This is a genomic window from Mycobacterium sp. E796 (genome assembly GCF_001672815.1).
Classification (GTDB): domain Bacteria; phylum Actinomycetota; class Actinomycetes; order Mycobacteriales; family Mycobacteriaceae; genus Mycobacterium.
This window is the reverse complement of record NZ_LZKK01000367.1, coordinates 16,898-39,251: the sequence shown is the minus strand read 5'-3', so window position 1 is coordinate 39,251 and position 22,354 is coordinate 16,898. Positions and strand designations below refer to the sequence as shown.

Annotated in this window: 22 protein-coding genes; 9 read left to right on the top strand and 13 right to left on the bottom strand. The window is 67.2% G+C overall.

Going from position 1 to position 22,354, the window contains the following annotated elements; all coding sequences use genetic code 11:
* Positions 1–322 (top strand): PUA domain-containing protein (locus A5706_RS30350; protein ID WP_369831979.1); only part of this gene is annotated, 322 nt, incomplete at its 5' end.
* On the opposite strand, the gene A5706_RS30345 is transcribed toward A5706_RS30350, so the two are convergent.
* Together A5706_RS30345 and A5706_RS30340 are read right to left on the bottom strand one after the other, a co-directional pair.
* Entirely contained in the window at positions 315–734 is a 420-nt protein-coding gene (locus A5706_RS30345) for a DUF5313 domain-containing protein (RefSeq protein ID WP_068139822.1), read from the bottom strand. The two genes, A5706_RS30350 and A5706_RS30345, sit on opposite strands and share 8 nt — an antisense overlap.
* On the bottom strand, positions 731–1,237 hold the full coding sequence (locus A5706_RS30340) for a MarR family winged helix-turn-helix transcriptional regulator (RefSeq protein WP_068139821.1): 507 nt from the start codon (positions 1,235–1,237) through the stop codon (positions 731–733). Before A5706_RS30340 ends, A5706_RS30345 begins: the two co-directional genes overlap by 4 nt.
* 346 nt (positions 1,238–1,583) lie before the next feature.
* Between A5706_RS30340 and A5706_RS30335 the strand changes: the two genes are divergently transcribed.
* The 3 genes from A5706_RS30335 (at position 1,584) to A5706_RS30325 (ending at position 5,229) form a co-directional block, all read left to right on the top strand.
* The gene (locus tag A5706_RS30335; protein WP_304528412.1) at positions 1,584–2,432 is read left to right on the top strand and encodes an oxidoreductase; all 849 of its coding nucleotides are present in this window, start codon (positions 1,584–1,586) and stop codon (positions 2,430–2,432) included.
* A 59-nt stretch (positions 2,433–2,491) separates the two neighbouring features.
* On the top strand, positions 2,492–3,046 hold the full coding sequence (locus A5706_RS30330; RefSeq protein WP_231985475.1) for a TetR/AcrR family transcriptional regulator: 555 nt from the start codon (positions 2,492–2,494) through the stop codon (positions 3,044–3,046).
* 299 nt (positions 3,047–3,345) lie between these two features.
* Positions 3,346–5,229: an AMP-binding protein gene (locus A5706_RS30325; protein WP_068139814.1), complete on the top strand. Its 1,884-nt coding sequence runs from the start codon at positions 3,346–3,348 to the stop codon at positions 5,227–5,229.
* Positions 5,230–5,233: 4 nt separating this feature from the next.
* On the opposite strand, the gene A5706_RS30320 is transcribed toward A5706_RS30325, so the two are convergent.
* Positions 5,234–5,884, bottom strand: a complete 651-nt coding sequence (locus tag A5706_RS30320) for a TetR/AcrR family transcriptional regulator (RefSeq protein ID WP_068139810.1) — start codon at positions 5,882–5,884, stop codon at positions 5,234–5,236.
* A 100-nt stretch (positions 5,885–5,984) separates the two neighbouring features.
* Between A5706_RS30320 and A5706_RS30315 the strand changes: the two genes are divergently transcribed.
* Positions 5,985–7,250 (top strand): cytochrome P450, encoded by a 1,266-nt coding sequence (locus tag A5706_RS30315; RefSeq protein ID WP_068139806.1) that lies wholly within the window; start codon positions 5,985–5,987, stop codon positions 7,248–7,250.
* On the opposite strand, the gene A5706_RS30310 is transcribed toward A5706_RS30315, so the two are convergent.
* Both A5706_RS30310 and A5706_RS30305 read right to left on the bottom strand, forming a co-directional pair.
* Positions 7,247–8,080 (bottom strand): NAD-dependent protein deacetylase, encoded by an 834-nt coding sequence (locus A5706_RS30310; protein WP_068139803.1) that lies wholly within the window; start codon positions 8,078–8,080, stop codon positions 7,247–7,249. The two genes, A5706_RS30315 and A5706_RS30310, sit on opposite strands and share 4 nt — an antisense overlap.
* A 91-nt stretch (positions 8,081–8,171) precedes the next feature.
* Positions 8,172–8,711, bottom strand: a complete 540-nt coding sequence (locus A5706_RS30305) for a cysteine hydrolase family protein (protein WP_068139800.1) — start codon at positions 8,709–8,711, stop codon at positions 8,172–8,174.
* 59 nt (positions 8,712–8,770) lie between these two features.
* Here A5706_RS30305 and A5706_RS30300 point away from each other — a divergent pair, with 59 nt between their 5' ends.
* Positions 8,771–10,813 (top strand): NAD(+) synthase, encoded by a 2,043-nt coding sequence (locus tag A5706_RS30300; protein ID WP_068139796.1) that lies wholly within the window; start codon positions 8,771–8,773, stop codon positions 10,811–10,813.
* Between the two features lie 17 nt (positions 10,814–10,830).
* Here A5706_RS30300 and A5706_RS30295 read toward each other — a convergent pair whose 3' ends face one another.
* From A5706_RS30295 to A5706_RS30270, 6 genes are all read right to left on the bottom strand, one after another.
* Complete coding sequence (locus tag A5706_RS30295) at positions 10,831–11,244, bottom strand: hypothetical protein (protein WP_068139791.1); 414 nt, start codon at positions 11,242–11,244, stop codon at positions 10,831–10,833.
* 201 nt (positions 11,245–11,445) lie between these two features.
* Positions 11,446–11,991, bottom strand: coding sequence for a YbhB/YbcL family Raf kinase inhibitor-like protein (locus A5706_RS30290; RefSeq protein ID WP_068139788.1), 546 nt, complete (start codon positions 11,989–11,991; stop codon positions 11,446–11,448).
* Positions 11,991–12,551, bottom strand: a complete 561-nt coding sequence (locus tag A5706_RS30285) for a 3-isopropylmalate dehydratase (RefSeq protein ID WP_068139785.1) — start codon at positions 12,549–12,551, stop codon at positions 11,991–11,993. Before A5706_RS30285 ends, A5706_RS30290 begins: the two co-directional genes overlap by 1 nt.
* Positions 12,548–13,795: an aconitase/3-isopropylmalate dehydratase large subunit family protein gene (locus A5706_RS30280; RefSeq protein WP_068139782.1), complete on the bottom strand. Its 1,248-nt coding sequence runs from the start codon at positions 13,793–13,795 to the stop codon at positions 12,548–12,550. The genes A5706_RS30285 and A5706_RS30280 overlap by 4 nt, the downstream gene beginning before the upstream one ends.
* Positions 13,786–14,673, bottom strand: coding sequence for an oxaloacetate decarboxylase (locus A5706_RS30275; protein ID WP_068139779.1), 888 nt, complete (start codon positions 14,671–14,673; stop codon positions 13,786–13,788). The genes A5706_RS30280 and A5706_RS30275 overlap by 10 nt, the downstream gene beginning before the upstream one ends.
* Positions 14,674–14,683: 10 nt before the next feature.
* A complete protein-coding gene (locus tag A5706_RS30270; protein WP_068139775.1) occupies positions 14,684–16,114 on the bottom strand; it encodes an MmgE/PrpD family protein in 1,431 nt (476 codons plus the stop codon).
* Between the two features lie 68 nt (positions 16,115–16,182).
* Here A5706_RS30270 and A5706_RS30265 point away from each other — a divergent pair, with 68 nt between their 5' ends.
* A complete protein-coding gene (locus tag A5706_RS30265) occupies positions 16,183–17,007 on the top strand; it encodes a GntR family transcriptional regulator (RefSeq protein WP_068139772.1) in 825 nt (274 codons plus the stop codon).
* On the opposite strand, the gene A5706_RS30260 is transcribed toward A5706_RS30265, so the two are convergent.
* Both A5706_RS30260 and A5706_RS30255 read right to left on the bottom strand, forming a co-directional pair.
* Positions 16,997–17,638 (bottom strand): isoprenylcysteine carboxylmethyltransferase family protein, encoded by a 642-nt coding sequence (locus A5706_RS30260; protein ID WP_231985474.1) that lies wholly within the window; start codon positions 17,636–17,638, stop codon positions 16,997–16,999. The two genes, A5706_RS30265 and A5706_RS30260, sit on opposite strands and share 11 nt — an antisense overlap.
* A 16-nt stretch (positions 17,639–17,654) precedes the next feature.
* Positions 17,655–18,560: a PfkB family carbohydrate kinase gene (locus tag A5706_RS30255; RefSeq protein WP_156767419.1), complete on the bottom strand. Its 906-nt coding sequence runs from the start codon at positions 18,558–18,560 to the stop codon at positions 17,655–17,657.
* Positions 18,561–18,738: 178 nt separating this feature from the next.
* Here A5706_RS30255 and A5706_RS30250 point away from each other — a divergent pair, with 178 nt between their 5' ends.
* The gene (locus A5706_RS30250) at positions 18,739–20,937 is read left to right on the top strand and encodes an adenylate/guanylate cyclase domain-containing protein (protein WP_369831980.1); all 2,199 of its coding nucleotides are present in this window, start codon (positions 18,739–18,741) and stop codon (positions 20,935–20,937) included.
* Positions 20,937–22,340, top strand: coding sequence for a mechanosensitive ion channel domain-containing protein (locus A5706_RS30245; RefSeq protein ID WP_068139768.1), 1,404 nt, complete (start codon positions 20,937–20,939; stop codon positions 22,338–22,340). Before A5706_RS30250 ends, A5706_RS30245 begins: the two co-directional genes overlap by 1 nt.
* The last annotated feature ends 14 nt before the right edge of the window (positions 22,341–22,354 follow it).

Sequence of the window (22,354 nt, the reverse complement as noted above, 5' to 3'; positions counted from 1 at the left end):
GTCGGCGCGCCGGTTCTGGGTGCGTTACGCCGCCGAGGCCGCCGGTTCGCTGACGCTGGACGAGGGCGCGGTGCGCGCGGTGGTGGCCCAACGCCGCTCGCTGCTGGCCGCCGGCATCACCACGATCTCCGGGCGGTTTTATGCCGGGGACGTCGTCGAACTGCGGGGACCGGACGCGACCATGGTGGCCCGGGGCGTGGTCGCCTACGACGCGACCGAACTGGCCACCATGATGGGCCGGTCGACCACCGACCTGCCCGGGGAGCTGCGCCGGCCGGCGGTGCACGCCGACGACCTGGTCGCGGTGCAGCCGGCTAAGTGAACGGGTTGCTGTTGTCCTGCCACGCGGCCGATTCGGGACGCGGCCCGTAGCGGCGGGCGTAGTCCTCGTGCATCTTCGATTCTTTCTCGCGTTTGATCACGTCGACCAGGTTCGGGTCGAGGCCATGCTGCGCCAGCCGGTGCCGGCGCCAGACCTTGTTCAGCGCCAGCGAGATGAGTAGCGCCCAGATGTAGAGCGGCACCGTCATCTCCGTGTGGACGTACAGCGACGCGGGCAGCAGCCAGAACGGTGCGAGCACGAACAGCGGCGGTATGGCCCACCGGATCATGTGCCGGCGCACGGCTCCCTTGCCCGCCAGATCGTTCGCCACCCAGCTGCGCATCGAATCCGGTAGGCATCGCCCGTACGAATAGCCGATGTATTGCCAAAGGTTGGGCTTGGTGGTGGTCATGCTTGCTCCTGCGTTGTTGAGGCCTGTAGTGCGCCGGCCGCCAGAGCGGCCGAGTTGATGCGCGTAAGCACCTGATGCAGATGCCGAAGTTCGTCCATTTCGACGCCCAGCCGCGCGACGACGGCGGGCGGGATCTTGCAAGCTCGCCGGCGCAACGCGGTGCCGCTGTCGGTGAGTTTGACGTCGGTGGTGCGCTCGTCGACGGCGTTTCGGGTACGGGTGATCAGGCCGAGCGCCTCCAAGCGCTTGAGCATCGGCGACAGCGTCGCCGAATCCAACTGCAAGGTGGCGGCAATCTCCTTGACCGACAGCGGTTTCTGTTGCCCGGCCTTCTGGCGATCCCAGAGCGTCAGCATCACCAGATACTGCGGATGCGTCAGCCCCAACGGCTCCAACAGCGGACGGTAGACCGCCAGGACGGCGCGGTTGGTGATGCTCAGCGCGAAACAGACCTGCTGCTCGAGGGCGAGGGGGTCGACATCCGGTGCGGTCGGCGCGGCCATGTTCGTATCGTACGCTAATAGTTAGGACGCTAACTATGTTGTTCTGGTCACAGCAGCCTCGCCCAGCAGTCGCGCAGGTTACCTGACCCGCTGCGGGATCCGCCAGGGAGAGATCGCAATTCGATCAGTTCTTAGGTGACTGCTCAACCGACGACATCTGGCCAGAGCCTGGGTTCGCCACCAGCGAAACGGGGGTTACGGTTCCGTTTAATCCCGGCTAGGGCAACCGACGATCGAACGGCCATCGCGCTCGATGGAGCTGTCTGCATTCAGTCGATTTAAATTGACGCTACGTCGATTTTGTTGTTAGCCTCGACGGCGATCGAGTCGCAGTGAGGAGATGCCAGTGAAGACGTTCTTGATCACAGGAGTGAGCAGTGGCCTGGGGCGCGCATTCGCCGAAGGCGCACTAAAGGCCGGCAACACCGTGGTCGGCACAGTTCGCAAGCGCGCAGACCTCGAGACGTTCGAAGCGCTAGCACCCAGCGCCCACGGTCGTCTGCTGGACGTGACCGACGAGGAAGCAGTGTTCGCCACAGTCGCGAACGTCGAGTCGACCGTCGGTCCAATCGACGTCGTGATCGCCAACGCCGGCTACGGTCTTGAAGGCATCTTCGAGGAGACACCACTGAGCGAGCTGCGAGCTCAGTTCGAGACCAACGTATTTGGGGTGGCCGCCACACTCCAAGCTGCTTTGCCGTACATGCGCCAACGCCGCGGTGGTCATCTCATGGCCGTGACGTCGATGGGCGGTTTGATGGCCCCTGCAGGCCTAACGGCCTACTGCGGCAGCAAGTTCGCATTAGAGGGACTGCTGGAGAGCTTGAGCAAAGAGGTCGCCCCGTTCGGCGTCCACGTCACGGCGATCGAGCCGGGTTCGTTTCGCACCGACTGGGCGGGCAGGTCCATGCGACGTGCCGACCGATCCATCGCCGACTACGACGATGTGTTCATGCCCATCCGTGAAGCGCGCCTACAGGCCAGCGGCCAGCAACTCGGTGACCCCGCGAAGGCCGCCGCCGCAGTGTTGCAGGTGCTTGAATCGCCGGATCCGCCACGGCACTTGGTCCTGGGGTCTGACGCCCTCCGGCTCATCGGGGCCGCACGTCAAGCCGTCGATCAGGAGATCGAGAGGTGGGAATCTCTCTCTCGCACAACAGATTTCCCCGACGGTCATCAGATTGCTGCCAGTTAGCTATGCGAGCGCAATCGAGGCCCACCCGACGACGTGCGGCCACCCCTCGTAAAGGGGACATGCGGGAACAGGCCATTCTCGACGTCGCCGAGCGACTGCTGGGAGAGCAAGGCTACGAAGCGATGACGATCGCCGACATCGCGTCTGGTGCGGGGATCACGCGGGGCGCCTTGTACTTCTATTTTGGGTCCAAACAGGACGTCATCACCGCGCTCGTCGCGCGCACCGTGGAAACTCTGCGGGAGAAATCGCGCGCAGCCGCGAATGATGCCGCACTCGGTGAGCAGGCAATAGACGAGGCTATGGCCAGAACCGAGGCGCTATGGCGACAACACGGGGTCGTGATGCGCGCGGCGATCGACCTGGCATCGTCTGTGCCCGAGATCGACACACTCTGGACCGACACCGCCGACATCTTCATCGACGCGATCACCGAGATACTGCGGCACATGGGCTCGACGACACGCGAGGCGAGACACGACACCGCTGCCATAGCGCGCGCCTTGTGCTGGATGATCGAACGCAGCTTCTACCAAGGCTCCCGAATATCCAACGCCGAGCTGACCCGCGCCAGGAAAGCCTGCACCGAAATTTGGCGTCGAGCCGCCCGCTAGCCTATGGGGCCACGCGCGCTGCAAGGCGAGTACGCGAGAGCGCCCCAGATGCACCGGCTCAACAAATGACACGGTTGAGACAAAACGGACATGACATTACGTGAGACAAACCCGCATCGCCGAAGGTCAGGGGACCGCAAAAAGACATCAGAAATGCGCCTGAACACGAGCCCGGCGCCGGCGCCGGAAAACCGGGGCCGGGTCGGAGCTTCTCGGCGGTGATGCCCAAAGGCCCTTTTGTCCCTCGGGATCCGGCCATATCATCTGGCATCGATCACCTTCGTCCGCAGAGGAAATAAATGAACGGTTATCGCGAGCTCTACCGGTCCAGCCTCGATGATCCGGCGGCATTCTGGGCCGATGCCGCGTCGGCCGTGACATGGATTCGGTCCCCGCGGCGGATCCTGGACGACGACCGCCCGCCGTTCTACCGCTGGTTTCCCGACGCGGAACTCAACACCTGCGCCAACGCGCTCGACCGGCACGTCGATGCCGGCCGCGGCGGGGCGCCGGCGCTGATCTACGACTCACCCGTGACGTCGACGAAGCGCACCTTCTCCTATTCCGAATTGCTGGATCTCACAGCGCTTTTCGCCGGCGTCCTGCGTGACCTGGGGGTGGCTAAGGGCGATCGCGTGGTCATCTACATGCCGATGATTCCCGAAGCCGTCGTCGCCATGCTGGCGTGTGCCCGAATCGGCGCCGTGCATGCCGTCGTCTTCGGCGGATTTTCCGCGCACGAACTCGCCGCTCGGATCGACAACGCCCGTCCCAGCGTGATCGTTTCGGCGTCGTGCGGCATCGAACCGACCCGGCTGGTCGAGTACAAACCGATGCTCGACGCGGCAATCGATGCCAGCGCGCACCCGCCGCGGCACTGCGTCATCGTCCAGCGAGAGCAACTGCGGTGCGGCCTGGTGGGCGGGCGCGACCAGGACTGGGAGACCCTGATCGGCCGGGCCGAACCGGCGCCGGCCGTCGCCGTCGCCGCGACGGACCCGCTGTACGTCCTGCACACCTCGGGCACCACGGGACGACCCAAGGGCGTGATGCGGGACAACGGCGGCCATGCGGTGGCGCTGCTGTGGAGCATGCGGCACATCTACGACATCGGCCCCGGCGACGTCTTCTGGGCGGCCTCGGACATCGGCTGGGTGGTCGGGCACTCCTATATCGTTTACGGCCCACTCCTCGCTGGAGCCACCACCGTGCTCTACGAGGGGAAACCGGTGGGAACGCCGGACCCCGGCGCCTTCTGGCGGGTGATAACCGAGCACAACGTGAAGGCGCTCTTCACCGCACCGACCGCTATTCGCGCGATCCGCCGGGACGACCCCGATGGCACCTGGCTGCGCGAATACGACCGTGCCGGTTTGCAGTCGCTGTTCCTGGCAGGCGAGCGGCTCGACCCCGACACGTACCTGTGGGCGTCGCGGAGACTCGGCGTTCGCGTCATCGACCACTGGTGGCAGACCGAGACGGGTTGGGCCATCGCGGCCAATCCGGTTGGCGTGGAGGAACTTCCGATCAAGATTGGTTCGCCGGGCGTGCCGATGCCGGGCTACCGGGTCGCGATCCTGCAGCCGGACGGCGCCGGCTGCGCACCCGGTGAGGAGGGGGCGATCTGCCTGAGCCTGCCGCTGCCACCCGGGACGTTCCCGACGCTGTGGGAGGACGACGCACGGTACGAATCGTCATACCTGTGCGAGCATCCCGGCTACTACCTGACCGGCGACGGCGGATACGTCGACGAGGACGGCTACCTGTTTGTCATGGGCCGGATCGACGACGTCATCAACGTGGCCGGCCACCGGTTGTCCACCGGCGCATTGGAAGCGGTGCTGGCGTCCCATCCCGCCGTGGCCGAAGCCGCGGTCATCGGCGTCGCCGACGACATCAAGGGTCAGGTCCCGCGCGGATTCGTCGTCCTGCAGGCCGGGGCGTCGCCCGACGGACTCGAGGACGAGTTGGTTGCGCTGGTCCGTGACGAGATCGGCGCGGTGGCGTGCCTGAAGCGGGTCGACATTGTCTCGGCGTTGCCGAAGACGCGCTCCGGCAAGATCCTGCGCAAGGCGATGCACCGGATCGCGCACGGCCACGACGACGAGATGCCTCCCACCATCGAGGACCCCGACGTGCTGCACGCCCTGCGCCCGGTCTTGAAGCCGGTGGCGAGCCGCTAACCGATCAGCGCGGCGGTATCGGCTCGAGATACAGCGCGCCCCAGATGATTTGAGCCAGGGACTCGGCCAGCTCGGCATCGTAGGTCCCCGGGGCGGTCGGCAGGTTCTGCTGGCAGGCGCGCTCGACCATCCAGGTCAGCGCGCTGGCCGTCGCGGTCGGGGACAGCTCGGGGCGGATGGAGCCGTCGGCCTGCCCCTCCTCGATGACGCGGGTCACGCGCCCGGTGATTGCGGTCAGCAGGTTTCGGTAGGTCGCCCCGACAACCGCGTCGTAGCCGGCCATTTCGTTCAGCGCGACGAGCACCGGTTGGTGGCGCCGGTAATTTCCGATGATTCCGGCCATGGCGGCGCGGACGTCGTCGGGGTCGTGGCGCCACGCCATGCTCCACCAGCGGTCCGCGCTGTCGGCGAGATCGGCGAAAACCTGGCCGGCCAGCCGGCGCAACAGGTGGCCCTTGTCCTCGAAGTAAATGTAGAAGCTCGCGCGCGAGATGCCGGCCTCGCTGGACAGGCGGTCCACGCTGAGCTGGGTGAAACTGGCGCCGTCGCGCATCAGCCGCTCGGTGGCGTCCAGCAACCGGCGTTCCATCTGCTCGCGTCGCTGCTGACGACCCTCTTCGCGATTGGCCTGTGCCTTTCGGGTGACCGATGGCATTCGCCCAGCATAGCCCGCGGCTCAACATATTGACTAGACATCATGTCTAGGCATATTGTCGGGCGAAGTGTGTGACTCGGGTCATAAGGGAGGGCCGACGATGACAGTGGCGACCGGGGTGTCCAGCAGCCGTGCGTACGACTCGATCGATCTGTCGTCGCTCGCGTTCTGGTCCACCAGCGCGGCGGAGCGGGAGCGCTCGTTCGCCGTTCTGCGGGCCGAGCGCCCGGTGAGCTGGCACGCTCCGGTCGAGGGCTCCCTGATGTCCGACCCCGATGACCCCGGCTATTGGGCGGTCACCCGACGGGCGGACATCGTCGCGATCAGCCGCAACAACGAGGTGTTCCTGTCCGGGCGCGGGGTGATCTTCGAGAACGTCCCCGTGGAGCTGCTCGAGGCATCGCAATCCTTCCTCGCGATGGACCCGCCGCGACACACCAAGCTGCGCAAGCTCGTCAGCGCCGCCTTCACCCCGAGGCAGGTCCGCCGCATCGAGGACTCGATCAAGTCGAACGCCAAGTCCATCGTCGAAGAGCTACGCGCCGCCGGCAGTGGCGCCGATTTCGTGGAACACTGCGCCAAGCAACTGCCCATCCGGACGCTGTCGGACATGGTGGGGATCCCGGAATCCGAGCGCGAGCGCGTGGCGCATGCGGCCGACGCGCTGGTGTCCTGGGCCGACCCCGTCTACCTCGCCGGCCGCAACCCGCTGGAGGTGCTGGTCGAGAACCAGATGTACCTCCACCAGGTCGCCGGCACCCTGGCCGCCGAGCGGCGCGAGCGGCCGGGCGAGGACCTGTTCAGCGGCCTGGTGAACGCCGAGGTGGACGGCGACCGCCTCTCCGACGCCGACGTGTCCGCGTTCTTCGTGTTGCTCGCCGTGGCCGGCAACGACACCACCCGACAGACCGCCAGCCACGCGATGAAGGCGCTCACCGACTTTCCCGAGCAGCGGGCCTGGCTGCGCGAGGACTTCGACAACAGGATCGGCACGGCGGTCGAGGAATTCATCCGGTGGGCCACGCCCGTCATGACCTTCCGCCGCACGGCGGCAACGGATGTCGAGCTGGGTGGCCAGAGCATCCGGGCGGGCGAGAAGGTGGTGATGTTCTATCCGTCGGGTAACTGGGACACCGACGCGTTCGAGGATCCGGACCGTTTCGACTTGAGCCGCAACCCCAACCCGCACGTGGGCTTCGGCGGGGGCGGGGTGCACTTTTGCCTCGGCGCCAACGTGGCCCGCGCGCAACTGCGCGCCATCTTCAGTGAACTGCTCGCGCAGGTCCCGGACATCCAGGCGGGTGAACCGGCGTACGTGCCAGGCAATTTCATCCACGGCATCCGCAGCATGCCGTGCACGTTCTAACGCGCTGCGGTCGGGGACAACTCGTCCACTAGCAACGTCAGCAGCTCCGAGCAGCCGCCGTCGACCTTCACGGTGGCCAGGTCGTCACCGCGGGTGCGTCCCCGATTGACGATTGCGATCGGGAGGCCCAGCGCCGCGGCGTGGCGCACGAATCGGTAGCCGGAGAACACCGTCAGCGACGAGCCCGCGACCAGCAGGGCGTCCGCCTCGTCGATCAGCGAATATGCCTTTGCCACAACGTCTTTGGGAACGCTCTCGCCGAAGTAGACGATGTCGGGCTTGAGCATGCCGTCGCACCGCGGGCAGTCGAGGTAGCGGAACGACGCGGTGTCGGCGACGACGGCGTCGGCGTCGGGAGCCACCGCCAGCCCGCCGACGGCCTCCGCGCGCTCGATAAACCCCGGGTTGAGCGCCTCGAGCTCTTCGGCGAGCGCGGCCCGGCTCATGCCGTACCGGCAGCTCAAGCAGACCACCCGCGCGTAGGTGCCGTGCAGGTTGACGACGTTTCGGCTGCCGGCCTTGGTGTGCAAAAGGTCGACGTTCTGGGTGATCACGCCGGTCACCACGGAGGCGCGTTCAAGCGCGGCCAGCGCCCGGTGCCCGGCGTTGGGCGCGGTGTCGTCCATGTGCCGCCACCCGACGTGGTTGCGCGCCCAGTACCGCTGCCGGAACACCGGATCCGAGGTGAACTGGCGGATGGTCATCGGGTTGCTCGGCGGCGAATCGGGGCCGCGATAGTCGGGAATGCCCGAGTCGGTGGAGATCCCGGCGCCGGTCAGGACCGCGACCCGTCGGCCGGCGAGCAGCGCGACGAGTTCGGGAGATTCCACGCTTCGAGGGTAGCGACTCTGCGCGAGTGTGCGTGTTTGCGCACCGACACGCCGGCGAACCCGGCATTCTGCGCACCCTCGCGCCGGTGCCCTAACCGAGGCAGTCGGCGGCCGTGGTGAGCTCGGCGGACATGTTCTGCTGCATCATCTTCAGCGCCGCCTTGCCCAGATCGGCGTCGATGTGGGCGACGGCGTCGGTCGGGATCACGACGGGGAAGTGGCGCACGTAGGCGTCGAGCGCGGTGTACAGGATGCATTGCTCGGTGACCTGACCGGTGAGGATCAACCGCTTGGTCTCCAGGCGCCCGAGCAGATAGGCCAGTGCCGTCGCATAGAAGGCGCTGTGGCGGACCTTCGTCATCACCCGGCAGTCCTCGCCCGGCACGATCGGCTTGACCAGATCGGGCCGGGCGCCATCGAGCGCGGATCCGACGATGTCGGAGAACTGGGCGGCGAAGTCGCCGTAGTTGTCGTTGACGTAGATCAAGTCGACGTCGTTGGCCTCCCGCGCGCGGCCGATCAGGTCGGCGAGCGGGTCAATGATTTTCTCGACATTGGGTATCAGGTCCTCAGCGTCGGGATGCTGATACGTGTTCATCATGTCGACGATTACGACAGCGGTATCGCTCATGCCGTTGGGGATACCCGGCGGCGACGAGTTGACGCCCGTCGGGCGACAATGGGAGGGTCATGGACTTTTACAACGCCTACCACCAGGGTTTTGTCCGCGTCGCCGCCTGCACCCACCACACCGCGATCGGCGATCCGGCGGCCAACGCCGAGTCGGTGCTGCGGTTGGCCAGCCAATGCCACGACGACGGCGTCGCCGTTGCCGTCTTCCCCGAGCTGACGCTGTCCGGGTACTCCATCGAGGACATTGTCCTGCAAGACCTGCTGCTCGACGACGTCGAAAGCGCGGTCAATGACGTCGTGGCGGCGTCGGCCGACCTGCTGCCGGTCTTGGTCGTCGGCGCCCCGCTGCGCTACCGGCATCGCATCTACAACACCGCGGTGGTCATCCATCGCGGCGAGGTGCTGGGCGTCGCGCCCAAGTCGTACCTGCCCACGTATCGGGAGTTCTACGAGCGCCGCCAGCTCGCACCCGGCGACGACGAGCGCGGCATCATCCGCGTCGGCGATATCGAGGCCCCGTTCGGTCCGGATCTGCTGTTCGCCGCGTCCGACCTGCCGGGCTTCGTGCTACACGTCGAGATCTGCGAGGACATGTTCGTGCCGATCCCGCCCAGCGCGGAGGCGGCGCTGGCGGGGGCGACGGTGCTGGCCAACCTGTCCGGCAGCCCGATCACGATCGGGCGCGCCGACGACCGTTGCCTGCTGGCGCGCTCCGCGTCGGCGCGGTGCCTGGCCGCCTACGTTTACGCCGCCGCGGGGGAGGGCGAGTCGACGACCGACCTGGCCTGGGACGGCCAGACCATGGTCTGGGAGAACGGCGTGCTGCTCGCGACGTCCGAGCGCTTCCCGAAGGGGGAGCGGCGCAGCGTCGCCGACGTCGACCTCGAGCTGCTTCGCTCGGAACGGTTGCGAATGGGCACCTTCGACGACAACCGACGCCACCACCGGACGACTGCGGAGTCGTTCCGGCGCATCGAGTTCCGGCTCGACCCGCCGGCCGGCGACATCGGGCTGCGCCGCGAGATCGAGCGCTTCCCGTTCGTGCCCGCCGATCCGCAACGGCTGGAACAGGATTGCTACGAGGCCTACAACATTCAGGTCTCCGGGCTTGAGCAGCGACTCCGGGCGCTGGATTACCCCAAGGTGGTCATCGGGATTTCCGGTGGGCTGGATTCGACGCACGCGCTGATCGTCGCCGCCCGCGCGATGGACCGCGAGGAACGGCCGCGCAGCGACATCCTGGCGTTCACGCTGCCGGGCTTCGCGACGGGAGATCGCACCAAGCGCAACGCGATCGAGCTGTGCCGCGCGCTGGGCGTCACTTTCGCTGAGATCGATATCACCGAGACCGCGCGGCTCATGCTCCAGGAGATGGACCACCCGTTCGCGCGGGGCGAGAAGGTCTACGACGTCACGTTCGAGAACGTCCAGGCCGGCCTGCGCACCGATTACCTGTTCCGGCTGGCCAATCAGCGCGGCGGGATCGTCCTGGGCACCGGTGACCTCTCGGAGCTGGGGCTCGGCTGGTCGACGTACGGCGTCGGCGACCAGATGTCGCACTACAACGTCAACGGCGGCGTGCCCAAGACGCTGATTCAGCACCTGATCCGCTGGGTCATTTCGTCGGGCCAGTTCGAATCGGACGTGTGCGAGGTGCTGCAGTCGGTGCTGGACACCGAGATCACGCCCGAGCTCGTCCCGAGCGGCGAGGAGGAAGAGCTGCAGAGCAGCGAGGCCAAGGTCGGACCGTTTGCCCTGCAAGACTTTTCGCTGTTCCATGTGCTGCGCTTCGGGTTCCGGCCGTCGAAGATCGCCTTCTTGGCGTGGCACGCGTGGAGCGATCCCGAGCAGGGCAACTGGCCACCCGGTTTCCCCGAGGACAAGCGACCGTCGTACTCGCTCAAGGAGATCCGGCACTGGCTGGGAGTGTTCGTGCAACGCTTCTACTCGTTCAGCCAGTTCAAACGCTCGGCGCTGCCCAACGGCCCCAAGGTGTCGCATGGCGGTGCGCTTTCGCCGCGCGGCGATTGGCGCGCCCCGTCGGACATGTCGGCGCGCATCTGGCTCGACGAGATCGAGCGCGAGGTGCCCGAGGACTAGGCGCATCTAGGCGCGGCTCACGCCCTGGCGCGACGCCAGCCCTGGTACTGCAGCTCCGCGAAGATCAGCGTGTAGGCGCCGGCCGCCAGGTTCAACACGACGCCGGCCGAGGTCAATGGAAAGACATCCGCGAGCACGAGAACTATGGCGGCCGCGGTGTACAGCAGGTTGGCAACGATGACGCCCATGCCGGCGCGGCGTACCGACGGCAAGGCGGCCAGCCCCATCACAGCCACGCCGTAGGCGATCAAGAACGCGGCCATGCCGTACTCGAATGCCTTCGTCGTGCCCGATAGGTCGGCCAGCCGGCCGGCCAGCGGGATACCGGCCAGGCCGACCAGTCCGCTGATGACGGCGTCGGCACGCATGGCAAAACGGAGCACCCCGTCGCGAGTTCCTGTGCGGTCAATGGTGGTGGCGGTGGTGGACATCGTGTTCCTCCTCGATGGCTGACAACAGTCGCCACTGAGGCTGCTCGGAAACCACTGCCAGATCGACGCCACACGCTGCCAACCACTGCCAACCGCAGGTCAGCGGCCGGTTGACCTGCTGTGCCCAGCCGTCACAGGAAGCGAGGTGTATGCGGAGATGCCCGCCTCAGAGCGACAGTCGATGGTGTCTACGGCGCCCCGTCAACGTTCGTAGGTGCCCGTCAGCACGCCGCGCGCCAGCACGTGGCCGCTCATCGCGGTCAGCACGGCCCTGGCCGCGGTGACGGTGTCGGGGATGCGCTCATCGGTCGCGAACACATGAAATCGGTAGTGGTGCGGTCCGTGACCCGGAATCGGGCGAGGCCCAGCGTAGCCCCGGTGCCCCAGATCGGCGCGGACGAACCGTATTCCGTCGGTCTCCGGGAGCAACCCGCCGGCGGCGACGCCGCCCAGCGTTGGCTCGAGCACTGCCACGGTGTGCAGCAGGGGCCGCGGCAGCGGAACGTCGATGTCGTCCATGACGAGCACCAGCTGCCTGGCGTCCGGCGGCACCCCCTCCCAGCGCAGCGGCGGCGAGGCGTTGTCGCCGACGCCGTTGCCCGCGCTGGCAGGCGGCATCGGTCCGCCGTCGTCGAACGCCGGGCTGGTGACGGTGATCGAGGCGGGCGCGTCAAATGCTCTGCCGGCCAACGGGCTTCGGTGTGCGCCCGCACGCACCCCGCGGAGCAGCCGTCCCAGCAGCGCCATCAGGCGCCGCTTCCGGCGCCGCGCATGGCGACGGTGCTCGACCGCAGGACGTCGCCGAGCTCGGGCGGCAGATAGCCCTGCTCCGCCAGCCGCGGTAGCACGCCGCCACTTTCGATGATCTCGAGGATCAGGTCGGGCAGCTTGGGGACGGTCCCTGAGTCTCCGGTGGTGTCGTTTCGCCAGGTGCCGGCGGTCAGGTCGAAGGATCCCGTGTCGCCCTCGCTGAACACCTCGGTGGCGTTGGGCACGGTCATCGCCGGCAGGCCGGCGTTGACGGCGTTGCGGAAGAACAACGAGTTGAATTCCTCGGCGACGAGACCGGCGACCCCCAGCTCGGTAAACAGGGCCGGGACCGGGCGCGACGATCCGATCCCGAAGTTCTTGCCCGCCACCACAATATCGCCCGGCGAGACCTCGTCGGTCCAGCCCGGGCGCACCTGGTAGAAGACGTGCTTGGCGGCCTCGGGCGGATCCATCTTCATGGCGAAGGCCGGATACATGGCGTCGGTGTTGAGGTTGTCGCCGAACACCCAAAGCCTGCCGCTGAAGGCGATTGTCATGCCGTCACGCTCCTCGGGTCGGTGATGTATCCGGTGACGGCCGAGGCGGCGACGGTCGCGGGTGCCGCCATGAAGATCTCCGCCTCGGTGCTGCCCATGCGGCCGGTGAAATTGCGGGTGCTCGACGTGATGCACACCTCGCCGGGGCCCACCACGCCCATGTGGTAGCCGAAGCACGCGCCGCACGTCGAGTTGGTGATCACCGCGCCGGCGTCCGCCAGGTCCTGCAAGTAGCCCAATCGCATCGCTTCGCGGTACACCGCCTGCGACGCGGGCGTCACCAGCAGCCGCACCCCCGGAGCGACGGTCTTGCCGCGCAACACTTCCGCCGCGATCTCGAGGTCCTCGAGTTGGCCGTTCGCGCACGACCCGATGAACGCCTGGTCCACCTTCTGCCTGTCCAGCTGCGACACGGGCACTCCGTTGCGGCTGACGGTGCCCGGGCGCGCGACATAGGGCTCCAGCACCGAGAGGTCGATATGCCGGACGTCGTGGTAGCCCGCGTCGGGATCCGGTGCGGCAGCGTCGTATCCGGTGACACCGCCCTCGTCGAGGAAGCGGGCCAGCACCGCGTCGTGTTCGAACGTGCTGAAGTCGGCCGACACCTCGGCGCCCTGGGTGGCGATGGTGCGCCGATCGTGCATCGGGATGCCGGCCAAACCGGGGCCGCCGAATTCCAGGTTCAGGTTGGGCACATCGCCGTACTCATTGGCGATGTGCAAGAAGATGTCCTTGCCGCTCACCGTGTTCGGTTTCACGCCGTCGAGCTCGTAGCGGATCGTCGGCGCAACCTGGAACCACGTCGTGCCGGTACACATGATCGAATACACCTCGGCCGGCCCCAGGCCGCGCGCCGCGGTGTTGTAGGCGCCGGCGGCGCATGTGTGAGAGTCGGTGCAGGCCAGGATCTCTCCCGGGCGCGCCAAGCCGTTCTCGGCGATCACCTGATGGCAAATGCCGTGCCGACCCACGTCATAAAAGCGCTCGATGCCGAAGTCGGCGACGAACCTTCGGGCGTGCCCGCCGCCGGTAGCGTCCTTGATCGTCGGCGCCGGCACGGCGTGGTCCATGACGACCGCGAGCTTGTCGGGGTCGTGGATCCGGTTGGGCGGTATCCACAGGGTGGCGAACTGCAGATCGATCAGGACGGTCATGTCGACGTCGACCACGACGGTGTCACCCGGCGACACCGAGTCCAGGCCGGCCTTGCGGGCAAAGATCTTTTCGATGATGGTCATGCCCATGAGCGGTCCTCGGTTTGCGCGTACTTGTCGTCGAGAGCCAGCCACTCCGCCATGCCGAGGAGGTTGAAGAAGTCTCCGGGGGTACTGCCGAGGTGGTTTGAAACGTTGGTGCCGTTGAGTTCGCAAAGACTCTGCAGCATGCCGAATGTCGCCTGCATCAGGAGATTGCCCGGATGAATGGCGATGGCGTAACCCAACTCCTGTAGCCGAGATGTGGACTGCAGCGGCGTCATGCCGCCGAGGACCAGATTGATCAGCAGGGGAGCATCGACTTCGGCTGCGATGCGAGCGATTTCGCCGGCATCCTGTGGCGCCTCGACAAAGATGATGTCGGCGCCCGCTTCCGCATACCGGTTGGCGCGCTCGATCGCGGCGTCCAGGCCGAGCGGGGCACGGGCATCGGTGCGAGCAACCACCAGCAGGCCGTCATCGGTACGGGCGTCGAGCGCGGCGGCGAGTGTCCGCTCGAACACGGCGGCATCGACGACCTGCTTGTCCGGCAGGTGACCGCATCGCTTTGGAAACACCTGGTCCTCGAGCTGGATCGCGGCCACGCCTGCCGCGTCGTAGGACCGGACTGTGCGCACCACGTTCATGGGCGCGCCGTAGCCGGTGTCGGCGTCGGCGATCAGCGGAACGTCGCCCAGCGCATCGGTGATCATCCGCGCCCGGTCGGCCATTTCCGTGGCGGTGACGAGTCCGATGTCCGGGAGCCCGAATCCCGACGCCGCTACGCCGGCGCCGGTCATGTATGCGGCAACGTGGCCCGTTCGCTTGGTCAGCTGGGCAGAGATGCCGTCGAAAACGCCTGGCGCAACAATGATCTCGCGCTTGGCCAGTAGCTCTCTCAGCCGCCGGCGGGCCGGTGTGGTGGTCATTTCCACCCTTTCAGTCCAGTGCTCCCGCGACGGGAGCGGCGAGAAGATCGGTCAGGTCGCCGATGTCGTCGAGGTCGTCGAGATTCAGCACGGCCCGCTCGATCGCATCCGCCCGTGCGCGGTTCGTGGCGCGGTCGGCGAGCGCGTGGAACTTCGTCACGATCTCGTCGTTGGTGACGGGATCATTGGGCGCGCCGTGCGGCAGGGCCACCCGTGCGCGGTGCACCGCGCCGTCGCGGGTGGTCACCGCGACGTCGGTGCGGAACTTCTCGGTGATGTCCGCGCGGGCCAACGACTCGTCGAGGTGCACCGTGGTCGCCGCGATCAGCGACCAGATGTCGTCGGAATCGAGGCGGCCGGGGGTGAATTGCTCGGGCAACACGTTGCCGTCGAGCAGGGCCGCGGCGGTCGCGTACCCGATGTTCATCTGGGCACCCATCGGGGTCAGCGGCCGCTCGGGCGTCCACCAACCGTGCTTGTAAATGGTCTCGCCGACCGTGATGTCCACCTTCGAAATATCCTGGGGTGCAACCGAATTGCGCAGTCGCCTGGCCGCGTCGATCGCTCCGTGCAGGCCGCCCATCGCGGCGTAGGACTTGACCATGATGTTGGTGGTCTCCCAGCGCTGGCCCAGTTGTCCGGTCAGCAGCGAGGCGTCGGGATCATGGCCCTCGCCGAAAACGCTGAGGAAACCGCCGTATTCGCGCTCGAACACCCGCTTGATGCCGGTATATCCGGCCGCCGCGAGGCCGGCGGCGTAGAACCCGTTGCGCGCCGCCAGGCCGTGGTGCATGCGCTTGCTCATGGCCTCGAATTGCGCGGCCATCAGCCCCGCCGATTGGGTGCCGGCCAGGCCGAGGGCGTCCTCGAGTTGCGCCGGGGACAGCCCCCGCAGCTTGCCGGCGGCCATGGCCGCCGCGTGGGTGCCGAAGACCGAGCCGGAGTGCCAGCCTCGATCGAGCATCTGGGTGCCGTGCAGCGTGTAGCCGACGCGGGGACCGACTTCGAAGCCGGCAATCGCCGCCAGCAGCACGTCGGCGCCCCCGGTGGCTACCGCACGCGTCGACGCCGTCGACAGCACCGCGGGAATGAGCAGCGAGCAGCTGTGCAGCGGGGCCAGGGGATGGAAGTCGTCGAGCTCGAAGCCCTGGATGAACGTGCCGTTGAGGACCGCGGCCGCCGGCGCGCCGGCGGTGCGCCCAGTGCCGATGATGACCGCATCACCGGTGCCCTCGAGGCCGAGCACGGCTTCGGTGGCGAGGCGAGACCAGGGCAATTGGGCCCCCACCAGCGCGCAACCGAGGCCGTCGAGCAGTAGGTGTTTGGCCCGCTCGACGACGGTCGGGGGGACTTCGTCGACGGTGAGGTCGGCGACCCAGGTGGCCAGTCGGCCCGTCGGCCCCGCCGGATCGGTGGCGGGCTGCTGGTGCACCGCGGTCATCGGGCCTTCCTTCGAGTGAGGTTGTTATATACATATAACAACCTACGGGTCGGCGCAAGGGAGGCGGTGTGGAAGCATTGACGCCCGTGCAGTGGAGCGGCGGCAGGACGGGACCGGTGTCCACCGACGCCGGGGTGCCGTTGCATCGGCAGCTGTTCCTGGTGTTGCACGACGAGATCGATCGCGGCGCCATCGCCCCGGGCGACGCGTTGCCCACCGAGCAGACACTGTGCGATCAGTTCGGGGTTTCCCGGATCACGGTGCGCCGCGCGCTGGCGGACCTGGCCGAGCAGGGATACATCGAGCGCAGGCACGGCGTCGGTTCGTTCGTCCGGGAGCACAGTCCGTCGGATCTGCCGGCGGGTGGCTCGTACATGGAGGGGTTGCGCCAGACCCAATTCGAAACCGAGGTCGACGTGGTCGAACTCGGAACCCGGCGCCCGCCCCGGGCCATAGCCGATGCGCTATCGGCGTCCGGCGAGCTGGTGCAGATCGTGCGAGTGCGCAGGCAACGCCGGACCGGCGAGCCGTTGATGGTCAGCGACGCGTGGCTGCCGTCGGAACTGGCCGGCGCGTTGACCGAGTCCGCGCTGCGACGAGCGCCGCTGTATCAGCTGCTGGCGGACGCCGGCATCGTCGTGGACCGCATTCGGCATGAAATCACGGCCGAGATCGCGGGCCCGCGCAACGCGCATCTGCTGGACACGTCGATCGGCGCCGCGCTGCTGCGGGTCAACCGCCTGGCGTTCGTGGGCGAGGCGCCCCATCACCACCTGTCGGTTCTGTTGTCGCCCAACCGCAGCCGCCTGCTGCTCACCCAGACGGCTGACGAATTGGAAACGGGCGACGGCTTGACCATTGCCCACGACGTGCCACGCCACGCTAACGAATGAAGCCGACCCCGGGGACGAATCGCCCGACACCGGCGGCGTAGGCACGGTAGGCGTCGCCGTGCGTCCGCAGCAGGTACGGCTCCTCGACGCGGCGGACCTGCAGCTCGATCGTGGCGACGAGCAGGAAAAGACCGGCGAACGCAACGACATTCGGCGTCACCAGCGCGATGCCGAGGCCGAAGGTGAACATGGCGGAGTAGATCGGGTTGCGGATGCGGCCGAACACTCCGGTGTGCACCAGCGTCGTGGTCTCCGTCGGGTCCACCCCGATGCGCCAGGAATCACCCATTTCGAGTTGCGCGTATACCGTCGCCGCGATGCCGGCCGTTGCCACCACGATCCCGACGGCCTGAACCCAGGCCTCGTTCAGCATGCCGACGGGTTCAACGACCCTGGCTTCCTGCAGGATTGGGGCGCTGACCGCCACCGCCAGCGCGGCGACGAAGCCGACGCCGGCCAGCCGTTCCAACACCCCTCCGGTGCGGATACCGCGAAAGCCGGTCGAGCCGGTCCGCCGATATTGCAGCCAACTGCGCCAGCCGAATCCGAGCACACCGAATATCGCGAAGAGCACCAAGGCCATGTCGGCGGCGGCGCTCGCCGGCATGCAGGCTCCCATGACCGCAGGCATCGCAGGCGAGGGTACCTCAATCGCTTTGGTCGGGAAAAGCGTCCCGCGCCGCCGCGTCGATCGTGTCGGCGCGCGGTGCGCAGTCCCCGGCGCCGGGCACCAGGGTCGCCAGCGCGGCCGCCGCGCAGGCCCGCCGCAGCGCGGCCAGCCGCTCGCCCCTCGACGCTGGATTCGCGCCATCGCCGAGCGGCCAACTCGCGGCCAACACGCCGGCGAACACGTCGCCCGCGCCGCTGGTGTCCGCGGCGTCGACCGCCGGTGCCGGCACGACGAAGTCACCGTCGTCGCCGACGTATCGCGCGCCCCGCGCACCCAATGTGATCACCAAGTGGCTTGGCCGCCATGGCCAGTGTTCGGCCTCGGCTTCGTTGGCGATCACCACGTCGGCGGCGGCCGCCAGCTCGGTCAATCGGTCTCGGTCGTGGGTGGCCGGTGAGGCGTTGACGACGACCACTGCCCCCGCCGCGCGGGCGTGGAGCGCCGCGGCCACCGCCGTCGGCACCGGAATCTCCAACTGGGTCAAAAGCACATCGCAGGCGGCGATCTCTCCGCACGCGCCGGCGGCGGCCGGGGTCAGCCGGCCGTTGGCGCCCGGCGCGACGACGATGGTGTTCTCGGCGCCGGCATCGACCACGATGACGGCGGTACCGCTCGGCCCCGAAACCTCGATCGTCCCGTCGAGCCCAACGCCGTTGGCCCGCAGGTGGGCCCGCAACCGTGCCGCGGCGGCGTCGTCGCCGAGCGCGCCGACGAACTGCACGTGCGCGCCCGCGCGCGCGGCCGCCACGGCCTGGTTGGCGCCCTTGCCGCCGGGCGCCGAGGTCAGCGACGAGGCCAACACCGTCTCGCCCGGCCGCGGCAGGGCGTCGACGTCGAACGTCAGGTCCATGTTCACGCTGCCGACCACGCAGACTCGTGCCACTGAGCCGACGTTAGTCGGGCCGAATTGGGCACACCCAATGGCTGGGCCCGGCGCTTTGACGCTGATCCTTTTTCGGCAATCCCCAATATCGTTATGTCTGCGCGTTAGTCTGCAGCGTGATCGGTGCTCAATCCGGCCGGAAGGAGGGGAAAGGCGAATGACGTTGACCGAGCCGAAAATGGCCGAACCGGCGTCTGAAAACCCGCCGGAAACCGCCCCCGAATCCGTATCGGCCGAAAAGCCGCGCCGCGGTGCGCGCCGGCCTTTGGTGTGGCATCGCTTCCGCTTCGGCATCCAGTCCAAGATCCTCATCGCGATGCTCCTCTCGGGCATCCTCGGCGTCTCTGTTATCGGGCTCATCGGCGCCATATCCGGCCGCAACGCGTTGCGGCAGGTCGAGTCCGAGCGGTTGATCGAGCTGCGGGAGTCGCAGAAGAGGCAGGTGCAGGCGCTGTTCCGGGAAGTGACGAACTCCCTGATCGTCTACAGCGGCGGATTCAGCATCAATGAGGCCACGCAGTCGCTCACCGCGGGCTTTGAGCAGTTGGCCAACGCGCCGATCAGCCCGGCCCAGCAGCAGGCGCTGGTCAACTACTACGAGAACCAGATGATCGCGCCGATCAAAAAGTTGACCGGCAACGCGATCGATCTCAATGCGGTCCTGCCGACTAACCCGGCGCAGAAGTACGTGCAGGCGTACTACACCGCGCCGCCGAGACCGACCGCTGACTCGCTTCCCGTCGAGGACGCCGGCGACGGGAGCGCATGGACGGCGGCCAATGCGCGCTTCGATTTCTATATGCGCGGCATCGTCAGCCGCTTCGATTATCGTGACGCGCTGCTGCTGGACATGCAGGGCAACGTCGTCTATTCCGTCCGCAAGGGCCCCGACCTCGGGACGAATATCCTGACCGGTCCCTATCGGGAATCGAATTTGAAGGACGCCTACCAGAAGGCGCTGCGCTCCAACGACGTGGATTTCGTCTGGATCACCGACTTTCAGCCGTATCAGCCAGCGCTCGATGCACCCAACGCGTGGGTGGTCTCACCGGTCGGGATGAACGGCAAGATGGTTGGTGTCATGGCCTTCCCGGTGCCGATCGCGAAGATCAACAACATCATGACCGCGAACAGACACTGGGAAGCCGCCGGCATGGGCGCGGCGACCGAGACCTATCTGGCCGGACCCGACGGCCTGATGCGTTCCGATTCACGCGAATTCCTGCAGGACCCGCAGCAATACAAGCGGGACGCGATCGCCGCCGGCACCGCGCCCGAAGTCGTGGAAAAGGCGATCCGGTTGGGCGGCACGACGCTGGTGCAACCGGTCGCTACCGCGGGTTTTCGCGCTGCGCAGCGCGGGGAGTCGGGCACCATGAGCGCCACCGATTACCTGGGTAACAAGGAATTGGAAGCCTATGCGCCACTGGATATTCCCGATTCCAACCTGCACTGGTCGATCCTGGCCACTCGCGACGACTCGGACGCTTTCGCGCGGCTGGGCAGGTTCAGCAAGACGCTCGTTATCGCGGTGACCACGCTGGTGTTCGTCATCAGCGTGGCCTCGATGCTGATCGCCGGGGCGGCGATGCGCCCGGTCCGGCGCCTGGAGGAGGGCACCCGAAAGATCAGCTCCGGCGACTACGACGTCAACATTCCGGTGCTGACTCGCGACGAAATCGGTGACCTCACGGCGGCTTTCAATGAGATGAGCCGCAATCTCGCGATCAAGGAAGAGCTGCTCAACGAGCAGCGGAACGAAAACAATCGCCTGCTGCTGGCGCTGATGCCGGAGTCGCTTGTGCAGCGGTATCGCGAGGGTGAGGCGACCATCGCCCAAAAGCACCAGGACGTCGCGATCATCTTCGCCGACATCGCCGGGCTGGACGAGCTTTCCAACGATCTTTCCGGCGACGAACTGGTGGCGATCGTCGACGAGCTGTTCCGCCAGTTTGATTCGGCCGCGGAAACCCTTGGCGTCGAACGGATCCGGACCTTCCACAACGGGTACCTCGCCACCTGCGGGGTGATCACACCGCGATTGGACAGTATTCACCGAACCGTTGACTTCGCCATCGAGATGCGCCGCATCATCGAGCGGTTCAACAGCCAGACCGGCCACGAATTGGGCCTTCGGGTCGGCATCAACACCGGAAACGTCATCAGCGGGCTGGTCGGCCGATCGAGCCTCGTCTACGACATGTGGGGCGCCGCGGTGAGCCTGGCCTCCCAGATGCACAGGGGCGCACCGCAGCCCGGCATCTACGTCAGCACCCCGGTGTACGAGGCCATGCGCGACGTGCGGCAGTTCACGCCCGCGGGCACGATTTCGGTGGGCGGCACCGAGCAGGCGATGTATCGGTTGTCGGAACGATGATGAACGCCTGGAACGCCTCGTGGTTCTACTGGGCGGTGGGTATCGCGGTCGGATTTCCGATCTGCTTGATCTTCCTTACCGAGCTGCACCACGCGCTGGTCCGCCGGAACAGCCGCGTCGCCAAGCAGGTTGGCCTGCTGCGTAATTACCTGCTGCCCCTCGTTGCGCTCTTGCTCCTGCTCGTCAAGGCGTCGCAGATTCCGGCCGGGGAGGTGCCCGTGCGGCTCCTCACCACGGTTTTCGGCTTCCTGGTGCTAGTGCTGATGCTGTCCGGGCTGAACGCGACCGTGTTCGAAGGCGCGCCCGAAGAGAGCTGGCGGGCGCGCATGCCCGCCATCTTTCTCGACGTCGCGCGTTTCGCGCTGATCGGTGTCGGGCTGGTTCTGATCCTGTCGTACATCTGGGGTGTCCGGGTCGGCGGCCTGTTCACCGCGCTGGGTGTCACCTCGGTCGTCATCGGCCTGATGCTGCAGAACTCCGTCGGCCAGATCGTGTCGGGCTTGTTCATGCTGTTCGAGCAGCCGTTCCGGATCAACGATTGGCTGGACACCGGCACGGCGAAGGGACGCGTCGTCGAGGTCAACTGGCGGGCCGTGCACATCGACACCGGCAGCGGAATGCGCGTCACGCCCAACTCGGTGCTGGCCACCACGGCGTTCACCAACCTGAGCCGGCCGGCGGGCACCCACAAACTGGCCATGACGACCACGTTCTCCGCCGCCGACCCGCCCGACCGGGTGTGCGCCATGCTGACGCGCGTGGCCCTCGGTCTGCCGCAGCTGAAGGCCGACACGGTGCCCCGCTCGGTACCCGTCGGCGGCGGCGAATACCGCACCTCCATCGGGCTGACCTCGCCCGCGGATGACGGCGCCGCGAAAGCAACCTTCCTGCGCTGGGTCTGGTACGCCGCACGGCGCGAAGACCTGCACCTGGACAACAGCGACGACGACTACTCGACCCCCGAACGCGTGGAGAAGGCGCTGCGCACGGTGGTGGCGCCGGCGTTGCGGCTGAACGCCGACGAACAACGCTCGCTGCATTCGTGCGCGAAACTCGTCCGCTACGGCGCGGACGAAACCGTGGAATACGCCGGTCAGATTCCGGGCGGGATGACGTTCCTGGTCGAGGGCCGCGTGCAGCTGACCGCGATGGCCGACGACGGGTCGATCGTCCCGATCAGCACGCTGCTCGAGGGCTCGTTCCTCGGGCTGACCGCGCTGACCCGGCAGCCGAATATGGCCAGCGCGTACGCGCTCGACGAGGTGACCGCGCTGGAGATCGACCGCGAACACATCGAGCACCTGGTAATGCGTGAACCGTTGCTGCTACAGAACTTCGGCCACATCCTCGAAGAGCGGCAAAGCAAAGTGCGGCAGGCGCGCCGCGGCGAGCGGGTCGCGTGAGCCGCCCGCTCTGA

Bases quoted from the DNA above. Each gene is read 5' to 3' on its own strand.
- A5706_RS30315 (WP_068139806.1), top strand. From the start codon at position 5,985: ATGACAGTGGCGACCGGGGTGTCCAGCAGCCGTGCGTACGACTCGATC.
- A5706_RS30250 (WP_369831980.1), top strand. From the start codon at position 18,739: ATGGCCGAACCGGCGTCTGAAAACCCGCCGGAAACCGCCCCCGAATCC.
- A5706_RS30295 (WP_068139791.1), bottom strand. From the start codon at position 11,244: ATGTCCACCACCGCCACCACCATTGACCGCACAGGAACTCGCGACGGG.
- A5706_RS30325 (WP_068139814.1), top strand. From the start codon at position 3,346: ATGAACGGTTATCGCGAGCTCTACCGGTCCAGCCTCGATGATCCGGCG.
- A5706_RS30280 (WP_068139782.1), bottom strand. From the start codon at position 13,795: ATGGGCATGACCATCATCGAAAAGATCTTTGCCCGCAAGGCCGGCCTG.
- A5706_RS30345 (WP_068139822.1), bottom strand. From the start codon at position 734: ATGACCACCACCAAGCCCAACCTTTGGCAATACATCGGCTATTCGTAC.
- A5706_RS30330 (WP_231985475.1), top strand. From the start codon at position 2,492: ATGCGGGAACAGGCCATTCTCGACGTCGCCGAGCGACTGCTGGGAGAG.
- A5706_RS30260 (WP_231985474.1), bottom strand. From the start codon at position 17,638: ATGCCTGCGGTCATGGGAGCCTGCATGCCGGCGAGCGCCGCCGCCGAC.
- A5706_RS30305 (WP_068139800.1), bottom strand. From the start codon at position 8,711: ATGAGCGATACCGCTGTCGTAATCGTCGACATGATGAACACGTATCAG.
- A5706_RS30285 (WP_068139785.1), bottom strand. From the start codon at position 12,551: ATGACAATCGCCTTCAGCGGCAGGCTTTGGGTGTTCGGCGACAACCTC.
- A5706_RS30290 (WP_068139788.1), bottom strand. From the start codon at position 11,991: ATGGCGCTGCTGGGACGGCTGCTCCGCGGGGTGCGTGCGGGCGCACAC.
- A5706_RS30320 (WP_068139810.1), bottom strand. From the start codon at position 5,884: ATGCCATCGGTCACCCGAAAGGCACAGGCCAATCGCGAAGAGGGTCGT.
- A5706_RS30275 (WP_068139779.1), bottom strand. From the start codon at position 14,673: ATGACCACCACACCGGCCCGCCGGCGGCTGAGAGAGCTACTGGCCAAG.
- A5706_RS30245 (WP_068139768.1), top strand. From the start codon at position 20,937: ATGAACGCCTGGAACGCCTCGTGGTTCTACTGGGCGGTGGGTATCGCG.
- A5706_RS30270 (WP_068139775.1), bottom strand. From the start codon at position 16,114: ATGACCGCGGTGCACCAGCAGCCCGCCACCGATCCGGCGGGGCCGACG.
- A5706_RS30340 (WP_068139821.1), bottom strand. From the start codon at position 1,237: ATGGCCGCGCCGACCGCACCGGATGTCGACCCCCTCGCCCTCGAGCAG.
- A5706_RS30300 (WP_068139796.1), top strand. From the start codon at position 8,771: ATGGACTTTTACAACGCCTACCACCAGGGTTTTGTCCGCGTCGCCGCC.